General features: G+C 70.4%; 29 protein-coding genes and 1 tRNA gene. 23 read left to right on the top strand and 7 right to left on the bottom strand.

What is annotated here, in order from left to right; all coding sequences use genetic code 11:
* The first annotated feature begins 91 nt into the window (after positions 1-91).
* Entirely contained in the window at positions 92-403 is a 312-nt protein-coding gene (locus HYQ63_RS17000; protein WP_179934716.1) for a hypothetical protein, read from the top strand.
* 55 nt (positions 404-458) lie between these two features.
* Here HYQ63_RS17000 and HYQ63_RS16995 read toward each other — a convergent pair whose 3' ends face one another.
* Together HYQ63_RS16995 and HYQ63_RS16990 are read right to left on the bottom strand one after the other, a co-directional pair.
* Positions 459-1043, bottom strand: coding sequence for a nicotinamidase (locus tag HYQ63_RS16995; RefSeq protein ID WP_179934714.1), 585 nt, complete (start codon positions 1041-1043; stop codon positions 459-461).
* A gap of 139 nt (positions 1044-1182) precedes the next feature.
* Entirely contained in the window at positions 1183-2517 is a 1335-nt protein-coding gene (locus HYQ63_RS16990) for a nicotinate phosphoribosyltransferase (RefSeq protein ID WP_179934712.1), read from the bottom strand.
* An 82-nt stretch (positions 2518-2599) separates the two neighbouring features.
* On the opposite strand from HYQ63_RS16990, the gene clpS reads away from it, so the two are divergent.
* From clpS to HYQ63_RS16955, 8 genes are all read left to right on the top strand, one after another.
* The gene (clpS, locus tag HYQ63_RS16985) at positions 2600-2911 is read left to right on the top strand and encodes an ATP-dependent Clp protease adapter ClpS (RefSeq protein WP_063735273.1); all 312 of its coding nucleotides are present in this window, start codon (positions 2600-2602) and stop codon (positions 2909-2911) included.
* Positions 2911-3519 (top strand): DUF2017 domain-containing protein, encoded by a 609-nt coding sequence (locus HYQ63_RS16980; RefSeq protein ID WP_179934711.1) that lies wholly within the window; start codon positions 2911-2913, stop codon positions 3517-3519. The genes clpS and HYQ63_RS16980 overlap by 1 nt, the downstream gene beginning before the upstream one ends.
* A 222-nt stretch (positions 3520-3741) precedes the next feature.
* Positions 3742-5148, top strand: a complete 1407-nt coding sequence (locus HYQ63_RS16975; protein ID WP_179934710.1) for an amino acid permease — start codon at positions 3742-3744, stop codon at positions 5146-5148.
* A 133-nt stretch (positions 5149-5281) separates the two neighbouring features.
* A complete protein-coding gene (locus HYQ63_RS16970; protein ID WP_179934709.1) occupies positions 5282-5704 on the top strand; it encodes a Mov34/MPN/PAD-1 family protein in 423 nt (140 codons plus the stop codon).
* 91 nt (positions 5705-5795) lie between these two features.
* Positions 5796-5912, top strand: a complete 117-nt coding sequence (locus HYQ63_RS46035) for a putative leader peptide (RefSeq protein WP_342778345.1) — start codon at positions 5796-5798, stop codon at positions 5910-5912.
* A 114-nt stretch (positions 5913-6026) separates the two neighbouring features.
* Positions 6027-6305: a MoaD/ThiS family protein gene (locus HYQ63_RS16965; RefSeq protein WP_179934708.1), complete on the top strand. Its 279-nt coding sequence runs from the start codon at positions 6027-6029 to the stop codon at positions 6303-6305.
* Positions 6305-7255 (top strand): PLP-dependent cysteine synthase family protein, encoded by a 951-nt coding sequence (locus HYQ63_RS16960; protein ID WP_179934706.1) that lies wholly within the window; start codon positions 6305-6307, stop codon positions 7253-7255. The genes HYQ63_RS16965 and HYQ63_RS16960 overlap by 1 nt, the downstream gene beginning before the upstream one ends.
* A 217-nt stretch (positions 7256-7472) precedes the next feature.
* Complete coding sequence (locus tag HYQ63_RS16955) at positions 7473-8225, top strand: MBL fold metallo-hydrolase (protein WP_179934704.1); 753 nt, start codon at positions 7473-7475, stop codon at positions 8223-8225.
* 66 nt (positions 8226-8291) lie between these two features.
* Here HYQ63_RS16955 and HYQ63_RS16950 read toward each other — a convergent pair whose 3' ends face one another.
* Positions 8292-9527: a PTS transporter subunit EIIC gene (locus HYQ63_RS16950; RefSeq protein WP_123104921.1), complete on the bottom strand. Its 1236-nt coding sequence runs from the start codon at positions 9525-9527 to the stop codon at positions 8292-8294.
* A gap of 196 nt (positions 9528-9723) precedes the next feature.
* Here HYQ63_RS16950 and HYQ63_RS16945 point away from each other — a divergent pair, with 196 nt between their 5' ends.
* The 4 genes from HYQ63_RS16945 (at position 9724) to rdgB (ending at position 11981) form a co-directional block, all read left to right on the top strand.
* Positions 9724-10017, top strand: a complete 294-nt coding sequence (locus HYQ63_RS16945) for a glucose PTS transporter subunit EIIB (protein ID WP_078510412.1) — start codon at positions 9724-9726, stop codon at positions 10015-10017.
* A gap of 99 nt (positions 10018-10116) precedes the next feature.
* Positions 10117-10842 (top strand): ribonuclease PH, encoded by a 726-nt coding sequence (rph, locus tag HYQ63_RS16940; RefSeq protein ID WP_063735200.1) that lies wholly within the window; start codon positions 10117-10119, stop codon positions 10840-10842.
* Positions 10843-10906: 64 nt separating this feature from the next.
* Positions 10907-11311: a hypothetical protein gene (locus tag HYQ63_RS16935; protein WP_179934702.1), complete on the top strand. Its 405-nt coding sequence runs from the start codon at positions 10907-10909 to the stop codon at positions 11309-11311.
* Positions 11312-11339: 28 nt separating this feature from the next.
* A complete protein-coding gene (gene rdgB, locus HYQ63_RS16930; RefSeq protein WP_179934700.1) occupies positions 11340-11981 on the top strand; it encodes an RdgB/HAM1 family non-canonical purine NTP pyrophosphatase in 642 nt (213 codons plus the stop codon).
* A gap of 45 nt (positions 11982-12026) precedes the next feature.
* Here rdgB and HYQ63_RS16925 read toward each other — a convergent pair.
* Positions 12027-12101: transfer RNA gene (locus HYQ63_RS16925), tRNA-Leu, on the bottom strand.
* Positions 12102-12164: 63 nt separating this feature from the next.
* Positions 12165-12632 carry a thioredoxin-dependent thiol peroxidase gene (gene bcp, locus HYQ63_RS16920; RefSeq protein WP_179934698.1) on the bottom strand — a complete coding sequence of 156 codons (468 nt, stop codon included), beginning with the start codon at positions 12630-12632 and terminating at the stop codon, positions 12165-12167.
* Between the two features lie 168 nt (positions 12633-12800).
* On the opposite strand from bcp, the gene HYQ63_RS16915 reads away from it, so the two are divergent.
* Together HYQ63_RS16915 and HYQ63_RS16910 are read left to right on the top strand one after the other, a co-directional pair.
* Positions 12801-13151 (top strand): DUF3618 domain-containing protein, encoded by a 351-nt coding sequence (locus HYQ63_RS16915; RefSeq protein WP_179934696.1) that lies wholly within the window; start codon positions 12801-12803, stop codon positions 13149-13151.
* Between the two features lie 60 nt (positions 13152-13211).
* Positions 13212-13559, top strand: a complete 348-nt coding sequence (locus HYQ63_RS16910; RefSeq protein ID WP_055555322.1) for a co-chaperone GroES — start codon at positions 13212-13214, stop codon at positions 13557-13559.
* 55 nt (positions 13560-13614) lie between these two features.
* On the opposite strand, the gene HYQ63_RS16905 is transcribed toward HYQ63_RS16910, so the two are convergent.
* Positions 13615-15906 carry a transglycosylase domain-containing protein gene (locus tag HYQ63_RS16905; protein WP_179934694.1) on the bottom strand — a complete coding sequence of 764 codons (2292 nt, stop codon included), beginning with the start codon at positions 15904-15906 and terminating at the stop codon, positions 13615-13617.
* Positions 15907-16186: 280 nt separating this feature from the next.
* On the opposite strand from HYQ63_RS16905, the gene HYQ63_RS16900 reads away from it, so the two are divergent.
* Genes HYQ63_RS16900 through HYQ63_RS16885 form a run of 4 tightly spaced genes read left to right on the top strand, consistent with a single transcriptional unit; the run spans position 16187 to position 19685 of the window.
* Positions 16187-16987, top strand: a complete 801-nt coding sequence (locus HYQ63_RS16900) for an ABC-2 family transporter protein (protein WP_179934692.1) — start codon at positions 16187-16189, stop codon at positions 16985-16987.
* Positions 16980-17810 carry an ABC transporter permease gene (locus HYQ63_RS16895; RefSeq protein WP_373689098.1) on the top strand — a complete coding sequence of 277 codons (831 nt, stop codon included), beginning with the start codon at positions 16980-16982 and terminating at the stop codon, positions 17808-17810. Before HYQ63_RS16900 ends, HYQ63_RS16895 begins: the two co-directional genes overlap by 8 nt.
* 12 nt (positions 17811-17822) lie before the next feature.
* Positions 17823-18863, top strand: coding sequence for an ATP-binding cassette domain-containing protein (locus HYQ63_RS16890; protein WP_179934690.1), 1041 nt, complete (start codon positions 17823-17825; stop codon positions 18861-18863).
* A gap of 9 nt (positions 18864-18872) precedes the next feature.
* Positions 18873-19685, top strand: coding sequence for a DUF1707 domain-containing protein (locus HYQ63_RS16885; RefSeq protein ID WP_373689097.1), 813 nt, complete (start codon positions 18873-18875; stop codon positions 19683-19685).
* Positions 19686-19715: 30 nt separating this feature from the next.
* On the opposite strand, the gene HYQ63_RS16880 is transcribed toward HYQ63_RS16885, so the two are convergent.
* Positions 19716-21023, bottom strand: coding sequence for an SGNH/GDSL hydrolase family protein (locus HYQ63_RS16880; protein WP_257231907.1), 1308 nt, complete (start codon positions 21021-21023; stop codon positions 19716-19718).
* Positions 21024-21296: 273 nt separating this feature from the next.
* On the opposite strand from HYQ63_RS16880, the gene HYQ63_RS16875 reads away from it, so the two are divergent.
* From HYQ63_RS16875 to HYQ63_RS16860, 4 genes are all read left to right on the top strand, one after another.
* Entirely contained in the window at positions 21297-22643 is a 1347-nt protein-coding gene (locus tag HYQ63_RS16875) for a DUF445 domain-containing protein (protein WP_179934686.1), read from the top strand.
* Positions 22644-22740: 97 nt separating this feature from the next.
* A complete protein-coding gene (locus HYQ63_RS16870; RefSeq protein ID WP_257231906.1) occupies positions 22741-23535 on the top strand; it encodes a class E sortase in 795 nt (264 codons plus the stop codon).
* A 34-nt stretch (positions 23536-23569) separates the two neighbouring features.
* Positions 23570-23878, top strand: coding sequence for a DUF6412 domain-containing protein (locus HYQ63_RS16865; RefSeq protein ID WP_179934684.1), 309 nt, complete (start codon positions 23570-23572; stop codon positions 23876-23878).
* Positions 23879-23998: 120 nt separating this feature from the next.
* Complete coding sequence (locus HYQ63_RS16860) at positions 23999-24742, top strand: membrane protein insertase YidC (RefSeq protein WP_179934682.1); 744 nt, start codon at positions 23999-24001, stop codon at positions 24740-24742.
* Positions 24743-24855: the final 113 nt, after the last annotated feature.

Genomic DNA, 24855 nt, shown 5'->3' with positions numbered 1-24855 from the left:
GCCGTCACCCACTAGCGGGCGGCGGCCGTTCGCGTTTAGATGCCCCTAGACCTTCTTATTGACACGACGTCTCACGGGGGACATGAACCGTATGGCTGACGGAGGATTCATCAAGCTGCCGGGCGGCAGTGTGGTGGTGGCACTGACCCTGCCCCGCCCACTGGGCGAAGGCGGCGTCCGCGTCCTGGTCCACGCCGCGAACCGGGCGCGCGCCCTGACCAGGCTGCGCAACCTGGGGCTGCGCGCCGTGTATCTGCGCGGCAACAGCGCGCCACCGACGCCCGACGAGGTGACGGCGGTGCTCCACCACCCCGACGGCCTCATCTGGCGCACGTCCCCCGACATCGGCGGCGAGCTGTGGCACCCGATCGCCGCCCTCCTGCGCCCCGCGGCGACGGCCTGACGGGCCTCTGACGGACGCCGGGACCCCCGGGCCCCCGACGGGCCCGGGGCGCCCCTCAGCCCACCGGCCGGCCGCTCAGCCGGACGCCCGCGTCCCGCAGCTCCTCCACGGCGCGCTCGGTGGTGGCCGGGGCCACCCCCACGGTCAGCCCCAGCAGCACGTGCGTCTCGAACCCCTCACGCCGCGCGTCCAGCGCCGTGGCCCGCACACAGTGGTCCGTGGCGATCCCGACCACGTCCACCTCCGTCACGCTCCGCTCCCGCAGCCACGCCGCCAGCGACGTGCCGTGCTCGTCGACGCCCTCGAAGCCGCTGTACGCCGCGGCGTACGCGCCCTTGTCGAAGACGGCGTCGATCGCGCCCGAGGCCACCGCGGGCGCGAAATTGGGGTGGAAGCCGACCCCCTCGGTGCCCGCGACACAGTGCGGCGGCCAGGTGCGCTCGTAGTCCGGGTGTTCGGAGAAGTGATCGCCCGGGTCGATGTGACGATCGCGGCTGGCCACGATGTGGCGGTAACCGGGCGACGCCTCCCCGATGTAGTCGGTGATCGCGGCGGCGATGTCCGCGCCGCCCGTCACCGCGAGGCTTCCGCCTTCACAGAAATCGTTCTGGATGTCGACGACGATCAGTGCCCGGTGCATCACGCACGCCTTCCGGCTCGGCCTTGGGGGGTGTCTTGCCGATCATGCCGGGCTCCCGACATGGTCACAGCAGTAGCAACAGCGGCAGGTGCGATCGGGGTGATCGCTGTCGACGCCATGGTCGTCATGGACGTACCCCTCACGCCTGCAAGTACTCAGTCGGCAGCACCGGCTCGCCCTGTGACAGCTGCGTCGCCGACAGGGGCAGCCCCGCCCGCGCCGCCGCATGGCGGTCGCGCGCCGCGTCCAGCGGCTCCCGGGCCACGATCTCGCCGCCGCGCACCAGCTCGACCAGCAGCGTGCGGTCCGCCAGGGCCTCCGGGACGGGCCCGCTGCCGACCACCTCGGCCTCGGCCACCCCGTCCGCGTCCAGCCGCCGGGCCGCCCACTTGCGGCCGCCGATGGAGGTCTTCGCGCCCATGGACTTCTTCGCCACCGGCACCAGCGGCGCGTCCGATGCGTCGGACTCGGCGCGGGCGACCAGCTTGTAGACCATCGAGCAGGTCGGATGGCCGCTGCCGGTCACCAGCCGGGTGCCGACCCCGTACGCGTCCACGGGGGCCGCGGCGAGCGAGGCGATCGCGTACTCGTCGAGATCGCTGGTGACCACGATCTTCGTGCCCTTGGCGCCCAGGTCGTCCAGCTGCTGGCGCACCCGGTGGGCGAGCAGCAGCAGGTCGCCGGAGTCGATCCGGACCGCGCCCAGCTCCGTACCGGCGATCTCCACCGCGGTGCGCACGGCCTCGGCGACGTCGAAGGTGTCCACCAGCAGGGTGGTGTCGCTGCCGAGCGAGTCGACCTGGGCGACGAAGGCGTCGCGCTCGCTGTCGTGCAGCAGGGTGAAGGCGTGGGCGCTGGTGCCGACGGTGGGGATGTTGTAGCGGAATCCGGCCGCGAGGTCCGAGGTGGTGGCGAAGCCGCCGACGTACGCGGCCCGGGCGGCGGCCACGGCGGCCAGCTCGTGGGTGCGGCGCGCGCCCATCTCGATCAGCGGCCGCCCGCCCGCCGCCACCGACATCCGGGACGCGGCGGCGGCGACCGCGGAGTCGTGGTTGAGGATGGACAGGATCACGGTCTCCAGCAGCACCGCCTCGGCGAAGGTGCCCTCCACCCGCATGATCGGCGAGCCCGGGAAGTAGACCTCACCCTCCGGGTATCCCCAGATGTCGCCGCGGAACCGGAAGTCGGCGAGCCAGGCGAGCGTCGGCTCGTCCACGATCCGGTGCTGGGAGAGGAAGTCCAGGACGCCGCCGTCGAAGCGGAAGTTCTCGACGGCGTCGAGGACCCGCCCGGTGCCCCCGACGACGCCGTAGCGGCGCCCCCCGGGCAGGCGTCGGGTGAAGACCTCGAAGACCGAGCGGCGGTCGGCGGTGCCGGCCCGCAGCGCGGCCTGCAACATGGTGAGTTCGTACCGATCGGTGAACAGCGCAGTCGACGGCACGTCCACCGGCAGTCCCAAGTCCGCAGTGTCCATGTTGATGATGTTACCTCGCATACTCGTCAGAGTGACGAGATCTGGGTGCCGGTTTAGGCGACCGGCCCTACCGGGTGGCAGCATTGGGGGTGTGAGTGTCAGTCCGGTGGAGATCGAACGTCCTGAAGCCAGCGAGGCGCCGATGGAGGTGCCCGAGCCGGACGTTCCCTGGGTGACGGTGGTCCACAACGACCCCGTCAATCTCATGAGCTATGTCACGTACGTGTTCCAGAGCTACTTCGGCTACTCCAAGGACAAGGCGCACAAGCTGATGCTCGATGTTCACCACAAGGGGCGCGCGATCGTGTCCAGCGGCAGCCGCGAGGAGATGGAGCGCGACGTGCAGGCGATGCACGGGTACGGGCTGTGGGCGACGCTCACGCAGGAGCGCTGATGTCGGGACGATTCGAGCCGCTGCCCGGCGGCGGTGCCGCCGTCGCACTGGACGAGGTGGAGATCTCCATCCTGCGCAGCCTCGCCGTGCAGCTCGCGGAGCTGATCGGCCCCGGCGACCAGCCGGCCGGGGCCGAGGACCCGCTGGACGCGCTGTTCGCCGAGGGGCCCAGCGAGGCGCCGAGCGACCCGGCGCTGGCCCGGCTGTTCCCGGACGCCTATGTGGCGCCGGACCAGGAGCTGGCCGGCGACGCGGAGAAGGAGGCGCGCGCCGCCTCGGCGGAGTTCCGCCGGTACACCGAGAACGACCTGCGGGCCCGCAAGCGCGACGACGCCCTGGCGATGGTGCGCGACCTGGACTCGCTGTCCACCGGGCCGACCGCCAAGGACCAGGCGGTGCTGGAGCTGGCCCCGCAGAAGTCCCGGCAGTGGCTCGGCGCCCTCAACGACCTGCGGCTGGCGATCGGGACCCGGCTGGAGGTCACCGACGATGACGACGGCGGCGAGCTGCTCGGACTCCCCGACTCCGATCCGCGGAAGCCGATGGTGATGGCGTACTTCTGGCTGGGCGGGCTCCAGGAGACGCTCATCGAAACGCTGATGGCCTGACCCCTATGGCATGATCTCTTCCGCTTGTGATCACTGAGTGTTCGTTTAGAGGGTGCTCAACTCCGGATAACGATCGCATCACCGCGATCACTCGCTTTGTTGTGCGCGACGGCCTTTGTCCGCTTCTCCCTGTGGCGTGCCCCACATTCCGCTGAGTGGATCAGTGCTGCTCTCGTGATAAATCTTCACGATCGCCAGCCGCACAGGGAGAAAGGCACACACATGACCTCAGCGGCGCCCGAAGAGGGCTACGAGCGCGGCCTGGGTAGTCGCCAGGTACAGATGATCGCCATCGGCGGTGCCATCGGTGTCGGTCTGTTCATGGGGGCCGGGGCCAACATCGCCAAGGCGGGCCCCAGCATCATCCTGATGTACGCCCTCGCGGGCGTCGTCATCTTCTTCATCATGCGAGCACTCGGTGAGCTGCTCCTGTACCGCCCCGTCTCGGGATCCTTCGCGGAGTACGCCCGCGAGTTCCTCGGCCCGTTCTTCGGTTACGTCACCGGCTGGACCTACTGGCTCATGTGGGTCGTCACCGGCATGGCCGAGCTGACCGCCGCGGCCATCTACATCCACTTCTGGTTCCCGTCGATCCCGCAATGGGTCAGCGCCCTGGTCTTCCTGGTGATGCTCTTCGGCGTCAACCTGATCTCGGTGAAGATCTTCGGCGAGGTCGAGTTCTGGTTCTCGATGGTCAAGGTCACCGCGATCATCGGCATGATCGTCATCGGTCTCGGCGTGCTGACCCTCGGCTTCTCGGAGGCCGGTGACACCGCGGCCGCCTCCAACCTCTGGTCGCACGGCGGCTTCTTCCCGAACGGCATAGGGGACAGCCTGATGACGCTCCAGGGCGTCATGTTCGCCTACCTCGCCGTCGAGCTGGTCGGCATCACCGCGGGCGAGTCCCAGGACCCCGAGAAGACCCTGCCCAAGGCGATCAACACCCTGCCGTTCCGCATCATCGTCTTCTACGTCGGCGCCCTGCTCGTCATCCTCTCCGTCGTGAAGTGGACCGAGTTCTCCGCGGGCGAGAGCCCCTTCGTGCACGCCTTCTCCGTGATCGGCATCCCCTTCGCGGCGGGCATCGTCAACTTCGTCGTCCTCACCGCGGCCCTGTCCTCCTGTAACTCCGGCATGTACTCCACCGGCCGCATGCTGCGCGACCTGGCCGCCAACAGCGAGGCGCCGGGCGTCTTCGGCAAGCTCAACGCCCGTAAGACCCCGTTCGCCGGTATCGCCCTCTCCGCCTTCCTCATGGGCATCGGCGTGATACTGAACTACACCGTCCCGGACAAGGTCTTCACCTACGTCACCTCGGTGGCCACCGCGGCCGGGATCTGGGCCTGGGCGATGATCCTGATCAGCCACATCCGCTACCGCCGCGCCGTCGTGGCCGGCCGGCTGCCCGCCTCGTCCTTCCCGGCGCCCGGCGGTTCGGTCTTCAGCTGGGTGGCGCTGGTCTTCCTCATCGGCGTCACCGGTCTGATCGCGTACGACGCGGAGACCCGGATCTCGCTGTACGTCGGGGCCGTCTGGGCGGTCGTCATGGTGATCGGCTGGTTCGTGCTCAAGAGCCGTACGCCCCAGGTCGCCGACCCGGAGCGCAAGCCCGAGTTCGCCCGGGACTGACGCTTCCGCCCCTTGGGCGCACCGTCTCAGCAGGCGGGCTCCGGACCTCGGTCCGGAGCCCGCCCGTCTCCCACCACCACCCTCAATCGGGGCGCTGCGCGCCGCCCCTTTTTTCTTTCCTATTCTTTGCACCATGCTGACCATCACCCAGGAGCTTCACGACCGGATCGTCGCGCACGCGCGGGCCGACCACCCCGACGAGGCGTGCGGCGTCATCGCGGGCCCGGCCGGAAGCGGCCGCCCCGAGCGGTTCATCCCGATGCTGAACGCGGCCCGTTCTCCCACGTTCTACGAGTTCGACTCGACCGATCTGCTCAAGCTCTACCGCGAGATGGACGACCGCGATGAAGAGCCGGTCGTGATCTATCACTCGCACACCGCGACCGAGGCATACCCCTCTCGTACGGATATCTCCTACGCCAATGAGCCCGGTGCGCACTACGTCCTCGTGTCCACCGCCGACTGCGGCAACGAGGAGGGGCCCTTCCAGTTCCGTTCCTTCCGGATCGTCGACGGTGAGGTCACCGAGGAAGAAGTCAAGATCATCCCGGGCTGACCCGATACGTCGTCTCGTATCGCGGGTGTTACCCGTCCGTATCACGGGACGCCCTTCCGAGGGGCGGATCGGGAATCGATACGATGAGTTCATGGTTTCCGATGACGTGAGCGAGAAGACGCCGGGCATGCTGCTCGTGGCGCGGCTCCACGTCGACCTGTGCCGACTCGCCAGCGCGATGTGTCCGCGCCGCGCCGAGGCCGCCTGAGCGCGTCCTCCCGACGCCCGACGCCCGCCCGAAGCACGCACCCGAAGCCTTCCGACGACGCCCCGGCCCGATCCGGTCCGGAAGCCCACCCCGCCCTCCCACAGGAGCTTAAGAATGGCCATCGAGGTCCGCATCCCGACCATCCTCCGCACCTACACCGACGGCCAGAAGGCGGTCGAGGGCAGCGGGACCACGCTCGCCGAGCTGTTCGCCGACCTGGAGTCCCGGCACACCGGCATCCAGGAGCGCCTGGTCGACGGTGGTGAGCTGCGCCGCTTCGTCAACGTCTACCTGAACGACGAGGACGTCCGCTTCCTCGACGGCATCTCCACCAAGCTCTCGGACGGCGACAACGTGACGATCCTCCCGGCCGTCGCGGGCGGAATGTACTGATGCGGTACGACAGCCCCCTGGCAGCGGTCGGCAATACGCCGCTCGTCCGGCTGCCACGGCTCTCGCCCTCCCCGGACGTCCGGGTCTGGGCGAAGCTGGAGGACCGCAACCCGACCGGTTCGATCAAGGACCGCCCCGCGCTCCACATGATCGAACAGGCCGAGAAGGACGGCCGGTTGACCCCCGGCTGCACCATCCTGGAGCCGACCTCCGGCAACACCGGCATCTCGCTCGCCATGGCGGCCAAGCTCAAGGGCTACCGCATCGTGTGCGTCATGCCGGAGAACACCAGCGAGGAGCGGCGCCAGCTGCTCGCCATGTGGGGCGCGGAGATCATCTCCTCGCCCGCCGCCGGCGGCTCCAACACCGCCGTCCGGGTGGCCAAGGAACTGAGCGCCGAGCACCCCGACTGGGTGATGCTCTACCAGTACGGGAACCCCGACAACGCGGGCGCCCACTACGCCACCACCGGCCCGGAGATCCTGGCCGACCTGCCCTCCGTCACCCACTTCGTGGCGGGCCTGGGCACCACCGGCACCCTGATGGGCGTCGGGCGCTTCCTGCGCGAGAACAAGCCCGGCGTGCGGATCGTCGCCGCGGAGCCGCGCTACGACGACGTCGTATACGGGCTGCGCAACCTGGATGAGGGCTTCGTCCCCGAGCTGTACGACGAGTCCATCCTCACCACCCGCTTCTCCGTCGGCTCCGAGGACGCGGTGGCCCGCACCCGTGAACTCCTCGCCCAGGAGGGCATCTTCGCGGGCGTCTCCACCGGTGCCGCGCTGCACGCCGCCCTCGGCGTCGCCCGCAAGGCGGTCAAGGCGGGCGAGAGCGCCGACATCGTCTTCGTCGTCGCCGACGGTGGCTGGAAGTACCTGTCCACCGGCGTCTACACCGCGGCCACCACCGAGGAGGCGGTCGAGACCCTGCACGGCCAGCTCTGGGCGTAGGGGGAATCCGGCGCACCGGGGGTACCCGGTGGTAACCGATGTGGGGCATACGCGGTTGCCCGGGGCTCCGTCCTGGTGATTCCGCCCACAACGTGGGTCTGCGGAGGAGCTACCAGGGCTTTAGCGCCTTACGCTCGTGGGCACCCCGTATGACCCCGCACCCGCCGCCTCGCCCATGGCCCTCGGCATGGGGACCCCTCAAGGAGGTTCCTGCTCCATGAAGCTCACCGTCGTCGGATGCTCGGGGTCGTTCCCGTCCGCGGAATCGGCCTGCTCGAGCTACCTCGTAGAGGCCGACGGCTTCCGGCTGCTCCTCGACATGGGCAATGGAGCCCTCGGCGAGTTGCAGCGCCACTGCGGTCTCTACGACCTCGACGCCGTGATCCTCTCCCACCTCCACCCCGACCACTGCATCGACATGTGCGCCTACTTCGTCGCGCGGTACTACCGCCACGACGGGGGCCGCGCCGAGGCGATCCCGGTCTACGGGCCCGAGGACACCGAACGCCGTCTGGTCCGGGCGTACGACGACGTGCCCGACGAGAAGTCGATGCAGGAAGTCTTCGACTTTCGCACCCTCACCCCGGGCACCTTCGAACTGGGCCCCTTCACCATCCGCACCGCGCGGGTCTGCCACCCGGTGGAGGCGTTCGGCTTCCGCATCGAGCACGGGGACCGCGCCCTGGTCTACTCCGGTGACACCGGCCCCTGCGAGGCCCTGACCGACCTGGCCCGGGGCGCCGACCTCTTCCTCTGCGAGGCGGCCTTCACCCACGGCAAGGAAGACATCCCGGAGCTGCACCTCAACGGCCGCCAGGCCGGTGAGCACGCGCAAGCCGCGGGTGCCGCCGCCCTGGTCCTCACCCACATCCCGCCGTGGACCGACCCGTACCTCAACCAGCGCGACGCCGAGGCCGTCTACGACGGCCCGGTGACCCTGGCGCGGTCGGGTGCCGTCTACGAGGTCTGAGCGCCCGCACGCGAAAACGGGCCGGATCTGCCCCAGCAGATCCGGCCCGTTCTCGCGTCGTGTGCCCTACTTCTTCGCGGCGCTCGTCGCGGCCGCGTCGTCGAGGGAGTCCTCCGGCTCGCGGCCCGGTGTCGGGATGTTGAACTTCGTGATCACGAAGCGGAACACCACGTAGTAGAGGACGGCGAAGGCCAGCCCGATCGGGATGATCATCCAGGCCTGCTCGCTGTGCGACCACCCCAGCAGGTAGTCGAAGAGGCCACCGGAGAACGTGAAGCCGCTGCGTATCCCGAGCGCCCAGGTCAGCGCCATGGACACACCCGTCAGCACGGCGTGGATCCCGTACAGCACCGGCGCGATGAACATGAACGAGAACTCGATCGGCTCCGTCACACCGGTCACGAAGGCGGTCAGCGAGACCGAGATCATCATGCCCATCACGGCCTTGCGGCGCTCCGGGCGGGCGCAGTGCGCGATGGCGAGACCGGCCGCGGGGAGGGCGAACATCATGATCGGGAAGAAGCCGGTCATGAACATTCCGGCCGACGGGTCGTCGTGGAAGTAGCGCGCGATGTCGCCGTGCCAGGTCTGACCGCCGGAGGAGAAGTCGCCGAACTGGAACCAGGCGAACGAGTTCAGCAGCATGTGCATGCCGACGGGGATCAGCAGCCGGTTCACGACACCGAAGATGCCGGAACCGATCGCACCATTGGCCGAAAGCCACTCGGAGAAGCTGTTGAGTCCGTCACCGATCGGCCCCCACAGAAAGCCGAAGACGACGCCGTACAGCACGCCCGCGAAGGACATCAGGATCGGGATGAAGCGGCGCCCGCTGAAGAAGCCCAGCCAGTCCGGCAGCCGGGTGCGGTGGTACTTCTCCCACAGCACGGCGGCGGTTATGCCGACCACGATGCCGCCGAGCACGCCCGGGTCCTGCGGCTTGCCGGTGACGTCGCTGACGAAGCCGGTCAGCACGTTCTTGTAGACGAGGAAGCCGACCAGGGCCGCGAACGCCGTCGTGCCGTCCGACTTCTTCGCGAAGCCGATGGCGACGCCGAGGCAGAACAGCAGGGCCAGGTTGTCGAAGAGCGCACCGCCCGCGTGGGCGAAGATCTCCGCGAGTTTGTTCCAGCCGAGCCCCGCCTTGCCGAAGACGTCGTCCTGGCCCAGCCGGCTCAGGATGCCCGCGGCGGGCAGGGCGGCGACGGGCAGCTGGAGACTGCGTCCGATCTTCTGCATACCCTTGATCAGACCGGCGCCCCGCTTCTGGGCGGGCGCCGCCGAGGCGGTGGCCGTACTCATCGGATTCCTCCTGGTGAGGCGGGCGCTCGGGAAACTGGGGACGGCCCGCGATATGGTCTACACCACATGTGGTGTAGACCTGTTGTAGCACGTGAGGATCGGATAAAGGAATCTTTCATTCCGATGTGGTCTGAACCACTGACGATCCTGCGCTGCCGGGCCCGCGTGGTTACCGTAGGAAGGCCGTTCAACCGGTATCCCGAAGGGCCGAGACAACAGGACAACACAGGACAGCTCAGGACAACAGGGAGTGGACATGGCCAGCAAGGCTGAGAAGATCGTCGCGGGGCTCGGCGGCATCGACAACATCGTCGAGGTCGAGGGCTGCATCACCCGGCTCCGCACCGAGGTCAAGGACCCCTCCCTGGTCGACGAGGCCGCCCTGAAGGCCACCGGCGCCCATGGCGTGGTGAAGATGGGCAGCGCGATCCAGGTCGTCATCGGCACCGACGCGGACCCGATCGCCGCCGAGATCGAAGACCTCATGTGATCACGCTTCAGGCGAACCGGCTGACGACCCCGGCCTGAAGCCGCCCGGCCCCGCTCCTCACCGGACCGGGGCCCCCGGTGTTGCCGATAGGCTCATCCCATGTCTCGTATCGACGGCCGTACGCCCGACCAGCTCCGCCCCGTGACCATCGAACGCGGATGGAGCAAGCACGCCGAGGGCTCCGTCCTCGTCTCCTTCGGCGACACCCGCGTCCTGTGCACCGCGAGCGTCACCGAGGGCGTTCCCCGCTGGCGCAAGGGCAGTGGCGAGGGCTGGGTCACCGCCGAGTACGCGATGCTGCCGCGCGCCACCAACACCCGCGGCGACCGCGAGTCCGTCCGCGGCAAGATCGGCGGCCGCACCCACGAGATCTCCCGCCTCATCGGCCGCTCGCTGCGCGCCGTCATCGACTACAAGGCGCTCGGCGAGAACACCGTCGTCCTCGACTGCGACGTCCTCCAGGCCGACGGCGGCACCCGCACCGCCGCCATCACCGGCGCCTACGTGGCCCTCGCCGACGCCATCACCTGGGCCCAGGGCAAGAAGCTGATCAAGGCCGGGCGGCAGCCGCTCACCGGGACCGTCTCGGCCGTCAGCGTCGGCATCGTCGGCGGCGTCCCGCTGCTCGACCTGTGCTACGAGGAAGACGTACGCGCCGAAACCGACATGAACGTCGTCTGCACCGGCGACGGCCGCTTCGTCGAGGTCCAGGGCACCGCGGAGGGCGAGCCCTTCGCCCGCGAGGAGCTGAACAGCCTGCTCGACCTCGCCGTCGGAGGCTGTGTCGAGCTGGCGGGCAACCAGCGGGCGGCGCTTGGCGTTTAGTCAGATGACGGGCGCGTGCGATTCCCGCGCGCGCCCGCGTCCGATCCCAGGGGAGGGACCGTCCATGACGCCGCACCAGGCCCATCGCGACCGCCACCGATTCGCCGCCGTCACCACGCTCGCCGCCGTCGCCTTCCTGGCGCCGCTGACCGTCGGCTGCGACGCCGTGGACAAGGCCCTCGACTGCGGCCGCCTCGCGGTCGAGATATCCAACGACGTGGACACCCTCCAGGACGCCGTCACCGGCGCCGCCGTCAACCCCGCCGACGCCGACAAGGTCCTCGACGCCCTCGACAAGGACATCGACAAGGTCGGCGACCGCACCGACAACACGGACGTCAGCAAGGCCCTGGACGACCTCCGGAAGGCCGTGGACAACGTCCGGACCTCCGTCGACAGCGGCAAGCACCCCGACCTGACCCCGGTCAAGGACGCCACCGGTGAACTGACCAAGGTCTGCACACCTTGATCCGTACGCCCTGATCTAATCGACAGCTATGCAGCCACAGCACACCGCAGGGCCGGACAGCGCACACCCCCGCCGCCTGATCCTGGCCACCCGCAACACGTACAAGATCACCGAGCTGCGCTCGATCCTGGGCGAGGCCGGGCTCGACGTCGAACTCGTCGGCGCCGACGCCTATCCGGATGTCCCGGACGTCAAGGAGACCGGCGTCTCCTTCGCCGAGAACGCCCTCCTCAAGGCCCACGCCCTGGCGCAGGCCACCGGCCACCCGGCCATCGCCGACGACTCGGGCCTCTGCGTCGACGTCCTCGGCGGCGCCCCCGGCATCTTCTCCGCCCGCTGGTCCGGCCGCCACGGCGACGACCGCGCCAACCTCGACCTGCTGCTCGGCCAGCTCCGCGACGTCCCCGACGAGCACCGCACCGCCCACTTCGAATGCGCCGCGGCCCTCGCCCTCCCCGACGGCACCGAACGCGTCGTATCCGGCCGCCTCACCGGCACCCTCCGCCACGAACCCACCGGCGGCGGCGGTTTCGGCTACGACCCGATCCTCCAGCCCCACGGCGACACCCGCACCTGCGCCGAACTCACCCCCGACGAAAAGAACGCCATCAGCCACCGCGGCCAGGCCTTCCGCGCGATGGCCCCGGTGGTGCGCGAACTGCTGGGGTGAGCGACACGAAGGCGCGGCACCGGAGTGGTGCCGCGCCTTCCGCGATGGGCCCGGTGGGATTCGAACCCACGACACACCGGACCTAAACCGGCGCCCTCTAGCCAGCTGGGGTACGGGCCCGCGGGCGCAACTCTACTGCGTGTCGAATCCCTGACGCCAAGTGGCGGTTGGGCCGCCTGACCGTCAGAGGCCCAGGTCCTTGATGATCTTGGCTACGTGGCCGGTGGCCTTGACGTTGTAGAGGGCGCGCTCGACCTTGCCCTGTTCGTCGACGATGACGGTGGAGCGGATGACTCCGGTGACCGTCTTGCCGTAGAGCTTCTTCTCGCCGAAGGCGCCGTAGGCCTCCAGGGTCTCCTTGGCGGGGTCGGCGAGCAGGGTGACCTTGAGGGATTCCTGGTCGCGGAACTTGGCGAGCTTCTCCGGCTTGTCGGGGGAGATGCCGATGACGTCGTAGCCGTGGCCGGTGAGGAAATCGAGCTGGTCGGTGAAGTCGCAGGCCTGCTTGGTGCAGCCGGGGGTGAGGGCGGCGGGGTAGAAGTAGACGATGACCCTGCGGCCCGCGTGGTCGGCGAGCGAGACCTGCTTGCCGTCCGCGTCGGGGAGGGTGAAGGCGGGGGCGGTGTCGCCGGGCTGAAGTCGCTCGCTCATGGTCGGGTGCTCCTCGTGGCTTCGGGTGTTCCGTAACGGCAGGCGTTACGTGACGACATTAGCCAGCGTCTTCGCCGGGGGTGCCGTGGGGCGGGGGAGGGGGGGAAGCTGACAGACTGTCCATCACGAATCATCGGGACTGATCGAGACGACGACGGAGGCAGCGCGGTGTCGGATGCCAGGACCCCTGCGCAGATCGAGGCGGACATCGCCCGGCGGCGGCAGGAGCTTGCCGTGACGCTCGACGAGATCGGGGTGCGGGTGCATCCGAAGACGATCATGGGTGATGCCAAGGCGAAGGCGGCGTCGGCCGTGGACCGGACGGCGGGGCGGGCGTATGTGTCCGCGAACCGGGTGGTCACCAATGTGCGCGGCCAGCTGGTCACCGAGGACGGGACGCCGCGGCTGGAGCGGATCGTGCCGGTTGCGCTCGTCGTGGTGGGGCTGGTCGGGCTGCTGACGGTGTCGTCGTCCCGCGGCGGCGGTAGCAAGGGCAAGCGCTGCAAGCGGCGTCGGTAAGGGTTCTAGGGCATTCCTGCCGCCCTGTGGCGCCGATAGGCCGTTCGGGCGGGTACGGTCATGACCGTGAGTGCGAACACGTCCCATGACAAGCTGCCCATCCGGATGCTGCACGACCGCGTGCTGGTCCGTACCGACATTCCGGAGGGTGAGCGCCGGTCCACCGGCGGTATCGTCATTCCCGCGACCGCGGCGGTCGGCAAGCGGCTGGGCTGGGCCGAGGTGGTCGCGGTCGGGCAGAACGTGCGGACCGTGGAGCCGGGCGACCGGGTGCTCTACGACCCGGAGGACCGGGCCGAGGTGGAGGTCCGCGGGGTCGCCTACGTCCTGATGCGCGAGCGCGATCTGCACGCCGTCGCCGCCGAGCGGCTGGAAGGCGCGGAGGACTCGACGGGGTTGTATCTGTAGAAGGCTGTGAACGGCAGAGGGTGGTGACGGGCTTCCGTCACCACCCTCTGTCATGTCAGCCGCCCTCCGGGCCTCCGATGTCCCCGCCCGGGTCACCGGGCCCGCCCGGTCCGCCGTCGGTCGGCGGGCCGGTCGGGAAGTCCGTGGGCGGGGTCTCCGGGGGCTCGATGGTGGGCTCGGTCGGCGGGTTGTACGTCGGGAACGTGGGGGGCTGGGTCGGGGCCGTGGGCTCCGTGCTGGGCGGTGTGGTGGGGATCTGCGGGGCGGAGGTCGGGGCCTCGGTGGGGGCCGGCGGCAGATCGGGGGTGTCGATGCCGTCCTCCAGCTTCAGGTCGAAGTCGGCCGGGGGCTTCCCGTCCAGCGCCCCGGTGACGTAGTCCGCCCAGATCTCGGCGGGGTAGCCGCCGCCGTTGATCCGGTCCAGCCCGGTGGCCCCGTACAGCGGCTTCTGGACGCCGGTGTTCGAGTCCTGGCCCATGACGGCCACGACGGTCGCCAGGTCCGGGGTGTAGCCCGCGAACCAGGCCGCCTTGTCCTCCTCGGCGGTGCCGGTCTTGCCGGCGGCCGGGCGCTCGGCGCCCTGTGCGGCGGTGCCGGTGCCGCCGTCGACGACGCTCTGGAGTATCGAGGTGGTGGTGTCCGCGGCGGTCCGGGGGATGGCCTGCCGCTCCTCCCGGTCGGGCAGCGTGACCTGCGCCCCGTCCTTGGTGACCTCCGCGACCAGGCTGTACTGCCCGTGCCGGCCGTGGTTGGCGAGGGTCGCGTAGGCCTCGGTCATGTCGAGGACGCTGGCGGTGGCGGGGCCGAGCGCGATGGAGGGGGAGGCGTGCAGGTCGGGGGTGCTCTTGGGGATGCCGAGGTCGAGGGCGGTCTGCTTGACCTTGGCGGGGCCGACGTCCTCGGCCATCTGCGCGTACACCGAGTTCACCGACTTGTCGGTGGCCGTGGTGACGTCGATGTCGCCGTAGTCGACGTCGTCCTCGTTGGCGGGCGCGTAGCCGGTGGGGCCGTCCGGCCCGATCACTTCGCGCTTGTTGTCGCCGTTGTAGAGGGTGTCCGGGGTGATGGTCTGGCCGTCCTGGGTGGTGGCTTCGTTGGCCACCGCCGAGGTGAAGACGAATGGCTTGAAAGTGGATCCCACTTGGTAGTCACGGCGGGTCGCGTTGTTGACGAACTGCTTGGTGTAGTCGATGCCGCCGTAGAGGGCGACGACCTTCCCGGTCTTGGGGTCGATCGAGGCGCCGCCCGCCCGGACGTAGCGGTCGACCTTGCGGTCGTCGCTGAGCTTGCTCATCAGCCGGTCGCGGACGGCCTTCGCGAACGCGTCCTGCTTGCTCTTGTCGATCGTGGTGGTGATCCGGTAGCCGCCCCGGGCCAGGGTCTGTTCGTCGATGATGCCGTTGCTGGTGAGGTAGTCCTCGACCGCTTCGACCAGGTAGCCGCGCTGTCCGGACATTCCGGAGGGGGCCTTGGCCTCGGTGGGGTCCGGGAAGGTCATCTTGTCGCGCTCGGCACGGCTGAGCCAGTGCTTCTTGACCATGCCGTCGAGGACGTAGTTCCAGCGCGCGACGGCCCGCGGCTTGTTCTGCGGGTGGGCGATGATGTCGTACGCGCTGGGGGCGTTGAGCAGGGTGGCCAGGTAGGCGCTCTGGGCGGTGTCCAGCTCGTCGATGTTCTTGCCGTAGTACGCCTGGGCGGCGGCCTGGATGCCGTAGGCGTTGCGGCCGAAGTAGCTGGTGTTGAGGTAGCCCTCGAGGATCTTGTCCTTGCTCACCTCGCGATCCAGCTTGATCGCGATGAAGAACTCCTTGCCCTTGCGGGTGACCGTCTGTTCCTGGTCCAGGTAGTAGTTCTTCACATACTGCTGGGTGATCGTGGAGCCGGACTGCTTGCCCTTGCCGGTGGCGGTGTTCCAGGCGGCCCGGACCATCGCCTCGGGGTTGATCGCGGACTCGGTGTAGAAGTCGCGGTCCTCGGCGGCGAGCACCGCGTGCTGGGTCCGCTTGGGCACCTGGCTGAGCTGCACGTTCTCCCGGTTGACCTTGCCCTCGCGGGCGAGCGGGGAGCCGTCGGAGTACAGGAAGACATTGCTCTGGGCGATGGCCGCCTTGTTGGCCGGCGGGATGTCCACGAGCAGATAGCCGGTGACCAGGGCGCCCGCGACGAGCAGGAGGAACAGCAGCGAGCTACCGAGCACCATCCGCCAGGTGGGGAGCAGCCGTCGCCAGCCGGTGCGCCGGGGGCGGCCCTTTCTGCCCGCGGTGCCGCCGTTGCCGGAGCCGTTGCGGCTGCTCGGGTCGCCCACGCCGGCCGTGCCGCCGTCGATCAGTTGGGGCTCGTCGCTCATGTCTCCTGAGACTCCTCGGCCGCCGTCGAGGGTTGCGCCGCGGCGGAATCGTGCACGGTCGGGCGATTCGCGTCGTACGCCCCATAAAACACTGTCGCATCATCCGTTCCGGGCCAGGGACGTGGCACGCACCCGTGACTGGTCTGTGACCGGCCGAATGGGTGATTCCCCTCACACCATCCAGTGAAAAATGTCTGGCTGTGTCACCTGCCCGCGAACTAAGCTCCCAAGCTTTGGTGCCTTTGGGTGCCGTGCGGACGGGGGAGGGGGAGACAGGCTGATGCGGCTCTACGCGGCCGTCGCGCTGAGCGGTTTCAAACGCTACGCGACGTACCGGGTGGCCACCGTGGCCGGGGTGTTCACCAACACCGTTTTCGGCTTCATCGTTGCGTACACGTACGCCGCGCTGTGGGACGAACGGCCGCATCTCGGCGGCTACGACCTCTCCCAGGCCCTGACCTTCGTCTGGCTCGGCCAAGCGCTGCTGGCGACCGTGGCGCTGTTCGGCGGCGGCTTCCAGGACGAGCTCCAGGAGCGGATCCGGTCCGGCGACATCGCCGTCGACCTCTACCGCCCGGTCGACCTCCAGCTGTGGTGGCTGGCCTCGGACCTCGGCCGGGCCGCCTTCCAGCTGGTGGGGCGCGGCATCGTGCCGATGGTGTGCGGGGCGCTGGCGTTCGAACTCACCCTGCCCGGCTCCCCGTTGACCTGGCTGTGGTTCCTGCTGTCGGTGGTGCTCGCGGTGTGCGTGGGGTTCGCGGTGCGCTACTTGGTCGCGCTCGCCGCCTTCTGGCTGCTGGACGGGACGGGGCTGAGCCTGATGAGCGGTCTGCTGTGCATGTTCTTCTCCGGGATGGTGCTGCCGCTGAACGTGTTCCCCGGGCGGCTCGGCGACATCGCCGAGGCACTGCCGTGGGCGGCGATGCTCCAGGTGCCCGCGGACGTCTTCCTGGGGCACCGCCACGGGGCAGCGGTGGCGGGGGCGCTGGCGTTCCAGACCGGGTGGGCGGTGGTGCTGTTCGCGGCCGGGCGGGCGCTCCAGTCGGTCGCGACCCGGAAGGTGGTGGTCCAGGGTGGCTGAGCCCCTGGCCCGCTCCCGGGCGTACGACGGGCTGCGCGCCTATGCGCTGATCGTCGCCATGTGGGTGCGCTCCACGATGGCGTACCGCACCTCGTTCCTGATCATGGCGTTCGGGAACTTCGCCGTGAACGTGCTGGACTTCGTCGCCATCGCGCTGATGTTCTCGCACATCGACACGCTCGGCGGCTTCACCCTCGCCGAGGTCGCCTTCCTGTACGGGACGTCCAGCACCGCCTTCGGCCTGGCCGATCTGGCGCTCGGCAGCATGGAGCGGGTCGGGCGGCGCATCCGTGACGGCACGCTGGACACCCTGCTGGTGCGGCCGGTGCCGATCCTCGCCCAGGTCGCCGCCGACCGCTTCGCGCTGCGCAGGCTGGGCCGGATCACCCAGGGGGCGCTGCTGCTGGGCTGGTCGCTGACCCGGCTGGACATCGGCTGGACGGCCGACCGGGTGCTGCTGGTGCCGCTGATGCTGCTGAGCGGGGCGGTGATCTTCGGGTCGGTGTTCGTGCTGGGCGGGGCCTTCCAGGTCTGGGCCAAGGACGCCTCCGAAGTGCAGAACTCGTTCACGTACGGCGGGACGACGATGCTCCAGTACCCGCCGACGGTCTTCGCCGATGAGCTGCTGCGCGGCGTCACCTATCTGATCCCGCTGGCCTTCGTCAACTGGCTGCCCGCGCTGTACGTCCTGGGCCGCCCGAACCCGCTGGGCCTGCCGGGCTGGATCGGCTTCGCCGCGCCGCTGGTCGCGCTCGGCTGCGCGGCGCTCGCGGGGCTGGCCTGGCGGGCGGGGCTGCGCGCGTATCAGAGCACGGGGAGCTGAGAGGGGAGCGGCATGAGCGGGACGGAAGATTTCACCGACGATTTCACCGACGACTTCATCGAACTCGACGGCATCGAGAAGGTGTTCGAGGTACGGCGCCGGGCCGGGCTGCTGCGCCGGGAGCGGCGCGAGGTGCGCGCGGTGGACGGCATCAGCTTCCGGGTGCCGCGCGGTGAGATGGTGGGCTACATCGGTCCGAACGGCGCCGGGAAGTCCACCACGATCAAGATGCTGACCGGGATCCTGGTGCCCAGCGGCGGCCGGTTGCGGGTCGCCGGGATCGATCCGTCGCGGGAGCGGACGCGGCTCGCGCGACGGATCGGGGTGGTCTTCGGGCAGCGGACCACCCTGTGGTGGGATCTGCCGCTGCGCGACTCGTACGCGCTGGTGCGGCGGATGTACCGGATCCCGGACGGCCGTTACCGGCGGAACCTGGACCGCTGTGTCGAACTGCTGGACCTGGGCGACCTGCTGGACGTGCCGGTCCGTCAGCTCTCGCTCGGCCAGCGGATGCGCGGCGACATCGCGGCCGCCCTGCTGCACGACCCCGAGGTGCTGTACCTGGACGAGCCGACGATCGGGCTGGACGTGGTCAGCAAGGCGAAGGTACGGGGCTTCCTGCGCGAGGTGAACGCGGAGCAGGGCACCACCGTGCTGCTGACCACCCACGACCTGACCGATATCGAACAGCTGTGCAAGCGGGTGATGGTCATCGACCACGGCCGTCTGGTGTACGACGGCGGGCTGGACGGGCTGCACGCGGTGGGCGGGAGCGAACGCACCCTGGTGGTGGACCTGGAGCGGGAGCTGCCGCCGATCGAGGTGCCCGGTGCGCGGACCGTGCGGGTCGAGGGCCCGCGGCAGTGGCTGGCGTTTCCGGCCGCCGCCAGCGCGGCACCCCTCGTCGCGGCGGTCGCCGACGGATATCCGCTGGTGGACCTGTCGGTGCGGGAACCGGAGATCGAGGATGTGATCGCCCGCATGCTGTTCCCCGGGAGCGAGCCGGAAGAGGGCGTGTCGCATGGGGCGGTCAGGTCGGTCGGTCCGCATTAGTCTGTCCGTATGACAATTGAGGGATCTCCCCAGGGAGCGGCCCCCGACCGTCCGGGCGGGTCCCCGACGCGTGCCTCCGAGATGCGCGCCTCCGACGCCGAGCGCGAGCGCATCGCCGAGGTGCTGCGGGACGCGGTCGCCGAAGGCCGCCTGGACATGGAGGAGTTCGAGGAGCGGCTGGACGCGGCCTACAAGGCGCGCACCCATGCCCAGCTGGAGCCGCTGGTCCGGGACCTCCCGGTGCCCGGCGCCGCGGCCGCTGTCGAACCGCGGTCCGCGGACGCCACCGGCCTCGCCGCCCGGGACGGCTGGGGCGCGCGGATCGGCGGCGCCCCGACGTCGAAGATGGCCGTCGCGGTCATGGGCGGCTTCCAGCGCAAGGGCACCTGGACCGCGCCGCGCTCCTTCACCGCCTTCGCCCTCATGGGCGGCGGCGAGATCGATCTGCGGGAGGCCCGCTTCGAGGGCCGCGAGATCGTGATCCGCTGTTTCGCGTTCATGGGCGGGGTGCAGGTCATCGTGCCGCCGGACCTGGAGACGCACGTCAGCGGCATCGGCATCATGGGCGGCTTCGACCACAGCGGGTCGGCCGACGGCGACCCCACAGGACCGCGGGTGACCGTCACGGGCCTGGCGATGTTCGGCGGGGTCAGCGTCGAGCGCAAGCTCCGCAAGGAGGAGCAGAAGCGGCTCAAGGCGGAGCGCCGCCGGGAGAAGGAGGCGCGCAGGGAGGAACTGCGCGCCGAGCGCCGAGCGCGCCGTGCGGAGCTGGAGGAGCGGCAGGCCGAGCGCCGGGCCCGCAGGCACGACCTCGGCCACTAGCCAGCCCCTTGGGGCCTCTGGGCGCCGGGGTCACAGCTCGGCGGCCGCGCTCCCCCGGAGGTACTCGAGGGGGAGCGCCCGCGCCATCGCCCGGTAGCCCTCGTCGCTCGGGTGCAGATGGTCGCCCGAGTCGTACGACGGGCGCAGCCGCAGCGGCTGCGCCGGGTCGCGCAGCGCCTTGTCGAAGTCCACGACCTCGTCGAAGACCTTCCCGGCCCGGATCTCGGCGTTGACCCGCTCGCGCACGGAGTCCAGCAGCGGGGTGTAGCCGCGGTGGCCGTAGAACGGCGACAGGGTGGCCCCTATGACCCGCAGGCCCCGGGCGTGCGCCTGTTCGGTCAGCCGCCGCAGCCCGTCCACAATCTTGTTCGGATCCGTCTGATGGGGGATGCGCAGGATGTCGTTGACGCCCAGCTCGATGATCACGGCCTTGACGTTCGTACGGTCCAGCACGTCACGTCCGAAGCGGGACAGCCCGCTGGGGTTGTTCGGCGGGAACTGGGTGCCGTCGCTCAGCACCCGGTTCCCGCTGATGCCCTGGTTGAGCACGCCCAGGCGGGGCGCTCCCGGCTCGGTGCGGAGCCGCTCGGCGAGGAAGTCGGTCCACCGGTGGTTGGCACCCGCGGTGGAGGTGATGCCGTCGGTGATCGAGTCGCCGAGCACCGCGACCGAGCCCTGCGCCTCCTTGGACCACACGTCCACGGCGCTCAGATAGCGCCAGAACGGGCTCTGTTCGGTGTACGCGGCGCCCGCCGTGTCCTCCGTGCGGTCGCCGCGCGCCAGGTACGAGGTCTGGCGGGCGTGCGGATGGTACGTCACCGAGCCGGACGCCTGCGGGGCGTAGGTGGTGATGAGCAGGTCGGCGGCGGTCGGGATGTTCATGCGCACCGGGTCGCTGGTGGCGGCCTGGCCGGGCGGAATGGTCACCCAGGAGCGGTTGTCGAAGGTGAGCCTGCGCATGGTGCCGGCGGCGGCCGTCGGGTTGCTGGGGGCGGCCGCCAGCGCCAGCGAGGCATGCGTGATCGTCAGCGGGCGTGCGCTGTACAGATTGGAGAGCTGGATGCGGGCGCCGGTGCCGCCGATGCTGGTGTGGACGACGTTCCGTATCGACATGCCGGAGAGGCCGCGGAGCGTGTTCGGCTCGGCCGCGGCGGCGGACGCCGACCAGGTGCCCACCCAGGACCCCGACGAAGCCGGGGCCGCGGAGTTGCGGGTACCCTGCGCGGCCTCGTTCACGTTCCGGTCCCGGCCGCCGACCCCGACGAATATCGCGGTTGACACGAGGACCACCACAGCCGCCAGCGCAGCGAACACGGCATAGGCCGTGCGTCTGGGCATGGGGGGCACGCTCATGGGCGGAGGTCTCCTCGGGCAGCCGGAGCCTTCAGGCTCCGAAAGTGAACGGGAACGGCGAGCGACGGTGCTTCGCCGATGCGGTCCGGTCGGTCCTCCATGATCCCATGTCCGGACAGAGGTCCGCCTGTCGGCCTGCCCCCGGTTGGACGGGGTCGCTCCCCCAGACAGACGACGGGAACTCGCCGTTCGTTCCACTCAGGGGCGAGTGAGACAGGAACGAGACAATAGAGGGAACGGCTCGACCGGGTGGAGCGTATGAACCGGACAACGACGGATGAAAAGGGGCCCGAAGGGCCGCCGCCGCCCGGCGCGAGGGCGGCCGCCGGTGGCGTCCTCGCGTTCGCGGACACCCCCCTCGACGAGGAGCGGCGGCGCGGTGTGCGCCGGATGAAGACGATCGCCACGGGCATGCTGCTCGCCGTCGCGCTGGTGTACGCGCTCGCCAAGTGGGCGCAGAACTCCGGCGCCGGGGGCTGGGCCGGGTTCGTGGCCGCGGCCGCCGAGGCGGGCATGGTCGGCGCGCTGGCCGACTGGTTCGCGGTCACCGCCCTGTTCCGGCGGCCGATGGGGCTGCCCATCCCGCACACCGCGATCATCCCCACGAAGAAGGACCAGCTCGGCGCGACCCTGGGCGACTTCGTCGGCGAGAACTTCCTGTCCGGCGACGTCGTACGGATGCGGCTGCGCGCCGTCGGTATCGGCAGCCGCCTCGGCACCTGGCTGGCCGAACCCGCGCACGCCGACCGGGTGACGGACGAGTTGGCGACCGCGCTGCGCGGCGCGCTCACCGTGCTGCGCGACTCCGACGTACAGGCCGTGGTCGGCGAGGCGATCACGCGGCGCGCGGACGCCCAGGAGATCGCGCCGGGGCTCGGCAAGCTGCTGGAGCGGATCGTCGCGGACGGCGGCCACCGCCGGGCCGTGGACCTGGTGTGCGTACGCGCCCACGACTGGCTGGTCGAGCACAACGAGTCGGTGATGGACGCGGTGACCGGCGGCGCGCCCGGCTGGACGCCGCGGTTCGTGGACCGCAGGGTCGGCGAGCGGGTCTACCGCGAACTGCTGCGATTTGTCCGTGAGATGCGCGACATGCCGGACCATCCGGCGCGCGGCGCCGTGGACCGCTTCCTGTCCGACTTCGCCGGGGACCTCCAGTCGGACAGCGACACCCGGAACCGGGTCGAGCGGCTCAAGGGCGAGGTGCTGGGCCGCGGCGAGGTGCAGGACCTGATCGCCTCCACCTGGGCCTCGGTGCGCGCGATGATCGTCGCTGCGGCCGAGGACGAGCGCAGCGAGCTGCGGCTGCGGGCCCGGGCGGCGATCCTGTCGCTGGGCACGCGGCTGGTGACGGACCCTCGGATGCGCGGCAAGATCGACGGCTGGCTGGAGGACGCGGCGGTCTATGTGGTGACGACCTATCGGAACGAGATCACCTCGCTGATCACCGAGACGGTCGCGAGCTGGGACGCGGAGCACACCTCCCGGAAGATCGAGGCCCATATCGGCCGCGACCTCCAGTTCATCCGGATCAACGGCACGGTGGTGGGCGCCCTGGCGGGGCTCGTCATCTACACCGTCTCGCGGGGGCTGGGCGGCGGGTAGCGCCGGTGGCGCCGCACCTGCTGGGCGCGCGTCTCTGGCGGGTGCGTGCCGGAGGGCCTATGGTGCCCCTCCCGGTGGCCTGGGTGGGGAGGTCGGTGTGCGACGGCGGCGGTTACTGGCCCGGGTGCTGTGGACGGGCGGCGAGGTCGCCGTCACGATCGGGCTCGTCGTGCTCCTGCTGGTCGCCCATCAGATGTGGTGGACCAACCGGGAGGCGCGGGCGGGCGCGAAGCGCCAAGTGGAGTCGCTGGAGCGGCAGTGGGACGCCGACGACCCCGCGGTCACGCCCCCGTCCGGCGGAGCGGACGCCACGGAATCCGGCGGTACGGGCGGGCGCGGTACGGGCTCCGGGGGTGCGAGCGCGGGCGATACGCGCCGTCAGAACGGCACCCTCCCCGCCCTCCGCGCCGGTACCCCGAGCCGGAACCAGACGTACGCGGTGATCCGCATCCCGCGCATCGGGCTCACGGCCCCGGTCGCCGAGGGCATCAGCAAGCCGCACGTCCTCAACAAGGGGTACGTGGGCCACTATCCGGGGACCGCCCAGCCCGGGCAGCCGGGCAACGTGGCGCTCGCGGGCCACCGCAATACGCACGGCGAGCCGTTCCGCCACCTCGATGAGCTGCGGCCCGGGGACAGGGTGAGCATCGAGACCTTCCACGCCCGCTTCACGTACGTCGTCGAGCGCACCCTGCCGCGCACCTCGCCCTCCGACGGCACGGTGATCGCGAAGGTGCCCTACAGCTCGGTCCATCCGCGCTACCGCTACACCGAGCCCGGCTCCTACCTCACGCTGACCACCTGCACCCCCGAATACACCTCCCGCTACCGGCTGGTGGTGTGGGCCAAGCTGACGGCGGCCGGGCCGCGCGTTGTCGGAGGTGCCCCCTAGACTTGGGCGTGGCCGAGTGGAGAGGGGGAGCCGGATGACTCATCGCTTCGAGACGCTGCGCATGCACCTGGGCGTGCTCCTCTTCCTGCTGACCGGCACTCTGCTCACCCAGACCGGGCTGATCAGCGCCGTCGCCCTCGCCGCCACCGCCGCCGTCGCGGCCGCGCTGCTGACCTGCGCGGTCCTCGCCGCCCGGGCCCGGGTGCCCGCGCCCCCGGGGCGCATACGCACCGCGATACGGGACCGGGAGCGCCGCACCGCGTTCCTGCCGCAGCGGGACCCCGATGCCGCGGGCCGCCCCAGGCCCCGGGCGCCGGGCCGTCGTCTCCCGACGGCCGCGTAGAGGCGCACGCACCCGCAGCATCCCGCATCACCCCCTGCCGCGGCGCCCACGCGGCTCGTCACGCCGATCCGTTTTCTCTTCGGTCATCCGGCCCATGACGAGACCCGTGGAGGGCTCCCCATGTCTGTTTTCGCATCCCTCGGCACCTTGCTGACCACCCTGGCCGACCGGCTCGATCCGCTGTTCGGGGCGTCGGCGACGGCCGCCGCGATCGTCCTGTTCACCCTGTGTGTCCGGGCCGCGCTCCATCCGCTCGCCCGGGCGGCGGCGCGCGGCGAGAAGGCGCGCGCCGCGCTGGCGCCGAGGATCGCCGAGCTGAGCCGCAAGCACAAGAACGACCCCGAGCGGCTGCGCCGCGCCATGACCGACCTCCAGGCCAAGGAGGGGGCGTCCCCGCTGGCGGGCTGCCTGCCGACCCTCGTCCAGCTGCCGGTCTTCTTCGTCATGTACCACGTGTTCTCCACCGGCAGCGGCGCCGGAGACCTGCTCGACCACACCCTGGCCGGGGCGCCGCTCGACGGCCGCTGGGGCGGGGCGTTCGCGGGGCAGCAGGGGATGGTCTACCTCGGTCTGTTCGCGCTGATCGCGGCCGTCGCGACCTGGACGTATGTGCGCACCCGCAAGGCGGCCCGCAACGCGGTGGCGGCCCCCGGCGCGACCGGCGCGACCGGTGCGAAGGGCGCGAAGGGTGCGAAGGGTGCGCCCGCGGCGCCCGGTGCGGCGGGGGTGGCGCGGGTGCTGCCGCTGCTGTCGTTCGGCACGCTCATCACCGCCGCCGTGGTGCCGCTGGCCGCCGCGCTCTACCTCGCGACGAGCACCACTTGGACCGCGGTGGAGCGGGCCCTGCTGCTCCGCGGACGGTGAGCTGGGGGAAAGCGCTTGAGCGTGACCCCGGTCCAGTCCGTGAACGGGGTCTTGCGGGCTGGAAGGGGCTCATGGAGGATCGAGCGGCCAGAGGGCATGGAGTCGCCCCTGGC

This window comes from Streptomyces sp. Rer75, from assembly GCF_013414305.1.
Lineage (GTDB): Bacteria > Actinomycetota > Actinomycetes > Streptomycetales > Streptomycetaceae > Streptomyces > Streptomyces himastatinicus.
The sequence above is the reverse complement of the archived record's forward strand: the minus strand, read 5'-3'. Positions and strand labels throughout refer to the sequence as shown.

What these genes read in the sequence shown, in the direction of transcription:
- HYQ63_RS16875 (WP_179934686.1), top strand. Translation starts at nt 21,297, where the DNA reads ATGAACCGGACAACGACGGATGAAAAGGGGCCCGAAGGGCCGCCGCCG.
- HYQ63_RS16950 (WP_123104921.1), bottom strand. Translation starts at nt 9,527, where the DNA reads ATGAGTACGGCCACCGCCTCGGCGGCGCCCGCCCAGAAGCGGGGCGCC.
- HYQ63_RS16890 (WP_179934690.1), top strand. Translation starts at nt 17,823, where the DNA reads ATGAGCGGGACGGAAGATTTCACCGACGATTTCACCGACGACTTCATC.
- HYQ63_RS16970 (WP_179934709.1), top strand. Translation starts at nt 5,282, where the DNA reads ATGCTGACCATCACCCAGGAGCTTCACGACCGGATCGTCGCGCACGCG.
- HYQ63_RS16960 (WP_179934706.1), top strand. Translation starts at nt 6,305, where the DNA reads ATGCGGTACGACAGCCCCCTGGCAGCGGTCGGCAATACGCCGCTCGTC.
- HYQ63_RS16885 (WP_373689097.1), top strand. Translation starts at nt 18,873, where the DNA reads ATGACAATTGAGGGATCTCCCCAGGGAGCGGCCCCCGACCGTCCGGGC.
- HYQ63_RS46035 (WP_342778345.1), top strand. Translation starts at nt 5,796, where the DNA reads ATGGTTTCCGATGACGTGAGCGAGAAGACGCCGGGCATGCTGCTCGTG.
- HYQ63_RS17000 (WP_179934716.1), top strand. Translation starts at nt 92, where the DNA reads ATGGCTGACGGAGGATTCATCAAGCTGCCGGGCGGCAGTGTGGTGGTG.
- rph (WP_063735200.1), top strand. Translation starts at nt 10,117, where the DNA reads ATGTCTCGTATCGACGGCCGTACGCCCGACCAGCTCCGCCCCGTGACC.
- HYQ63_RS16860 (WP_179934682.1), top strand. Translation starts at nt 23,999, where the DNA reads ATGTCTGTTTTCGCATCCCTCGGCACCTTGCTGACCACCCTGGCCGAC.
- HYQ63_RS16990 (WP_179934712.1), bottom strand. Translation starts at nt 2,517, where the DNA reads ATGGACACTGCGGACTTGGGACTGCCGGTGGACGTGCCGTCGACTGCG.
- HYQ63_RS16905 (WP_179934694.1), bottom strand. Translation starts at nt 15,906, where the DNA reads ATGAGCGACGAGCCCCAACTGATCGACGGCGGCACGGCCGGCGTGGGC.
- HYQ63_RS16980 (WP_179934711.1), top strand. Translation starts at nt 2,911, where the DNA reads ATGTCGGGACGATTCGAGCCGCTGCCCGGCGGCGGTGCCGCCGTCGCA.
- HYQ63_RS16935 (WP_179934702.1), top strand. Translation starts at nt 10,907, where the DNA reads ATGACGCCGCACCAGGCCCATCGCGACCGCCACCGATTCGCCGCCGTC.
- rdgB (WP_179934700.1), top strand. Translation starts at nt 11,340, where the DNA reads ATGCAGCCACAGCACACCGCAGGGCCGGACAGCGCACACCCCCGCCGC.
- HYQ63_RS16910 (WP_055555322.1), top strand. Translation starts at nt 13,212, where the DNA reads ATGACCGTGAGTGCGAACACGTCCCATGACAAGCTGCCCATCCGGATG.
- HYQ63_RS16995 (WP_179934714.1), bottom strand. Translation starts at nt 1,043, where the DNA reads ATGCACCGGGCACTGATCGTCGTCGACATCCAGAACGATTTCTGTGAA.
- HYQ63_RS16865 (WP_179934684.1), top strand. Translation starts at nt 23,570, where the DNA reads ATGACTCATCGCTTCGAGACGCTGCGCATGCACCTGGGCGTGCTCCTC.
- HYQ63_RS16955 (WP_179934704.1), top strand. Translation starts at nt 7,473, where the DNA reads ATGAAGCTCACCGTCGTCGGATGCTCGGGGTCGTTCCCGTCCGCGGAA.
- HYQ63_RS16975 (WP_179934710.1), top strand. Translation starts at nt 3,742, where the DNA reads ATGACCTCAGCGGCGCCCGAAGAGGGCTACGAGCGCGGCCTGGGTAGT.
- bcp (WP_179934698.1), bottom strand. Translation starts at nt 12,632, where the DNA reads ATGAGCGAGCGACTTCAGCCCGGCGACACCGCCCCCGCCTTCACCCTC.
- HYQ63_RS16965 (WP_179934708.1), top strand. Translation starts at nt 6,027, where the DNA reads ATGGCCATCGAGGTCCGCATCCCGACCATCCTCCGCACCTACACCGAC.
- HYQ63_RS16880 (WP_257231907.1), bottom strand. Translation starts at nt 21,023, where the DNA reads ATGCCCAGACGCACGGCCTATGCCGTGTTCGCTGCGCTGGCGGCTGTG.
- HYQ63_RS16900 (WP_179934692.1), top strand. Translation starts at nt 16,187, where the DNA reads ATGCGGCTCTACGCGGCCGTCGCGCTGAGCGGTTTCAAACGCTACGCG.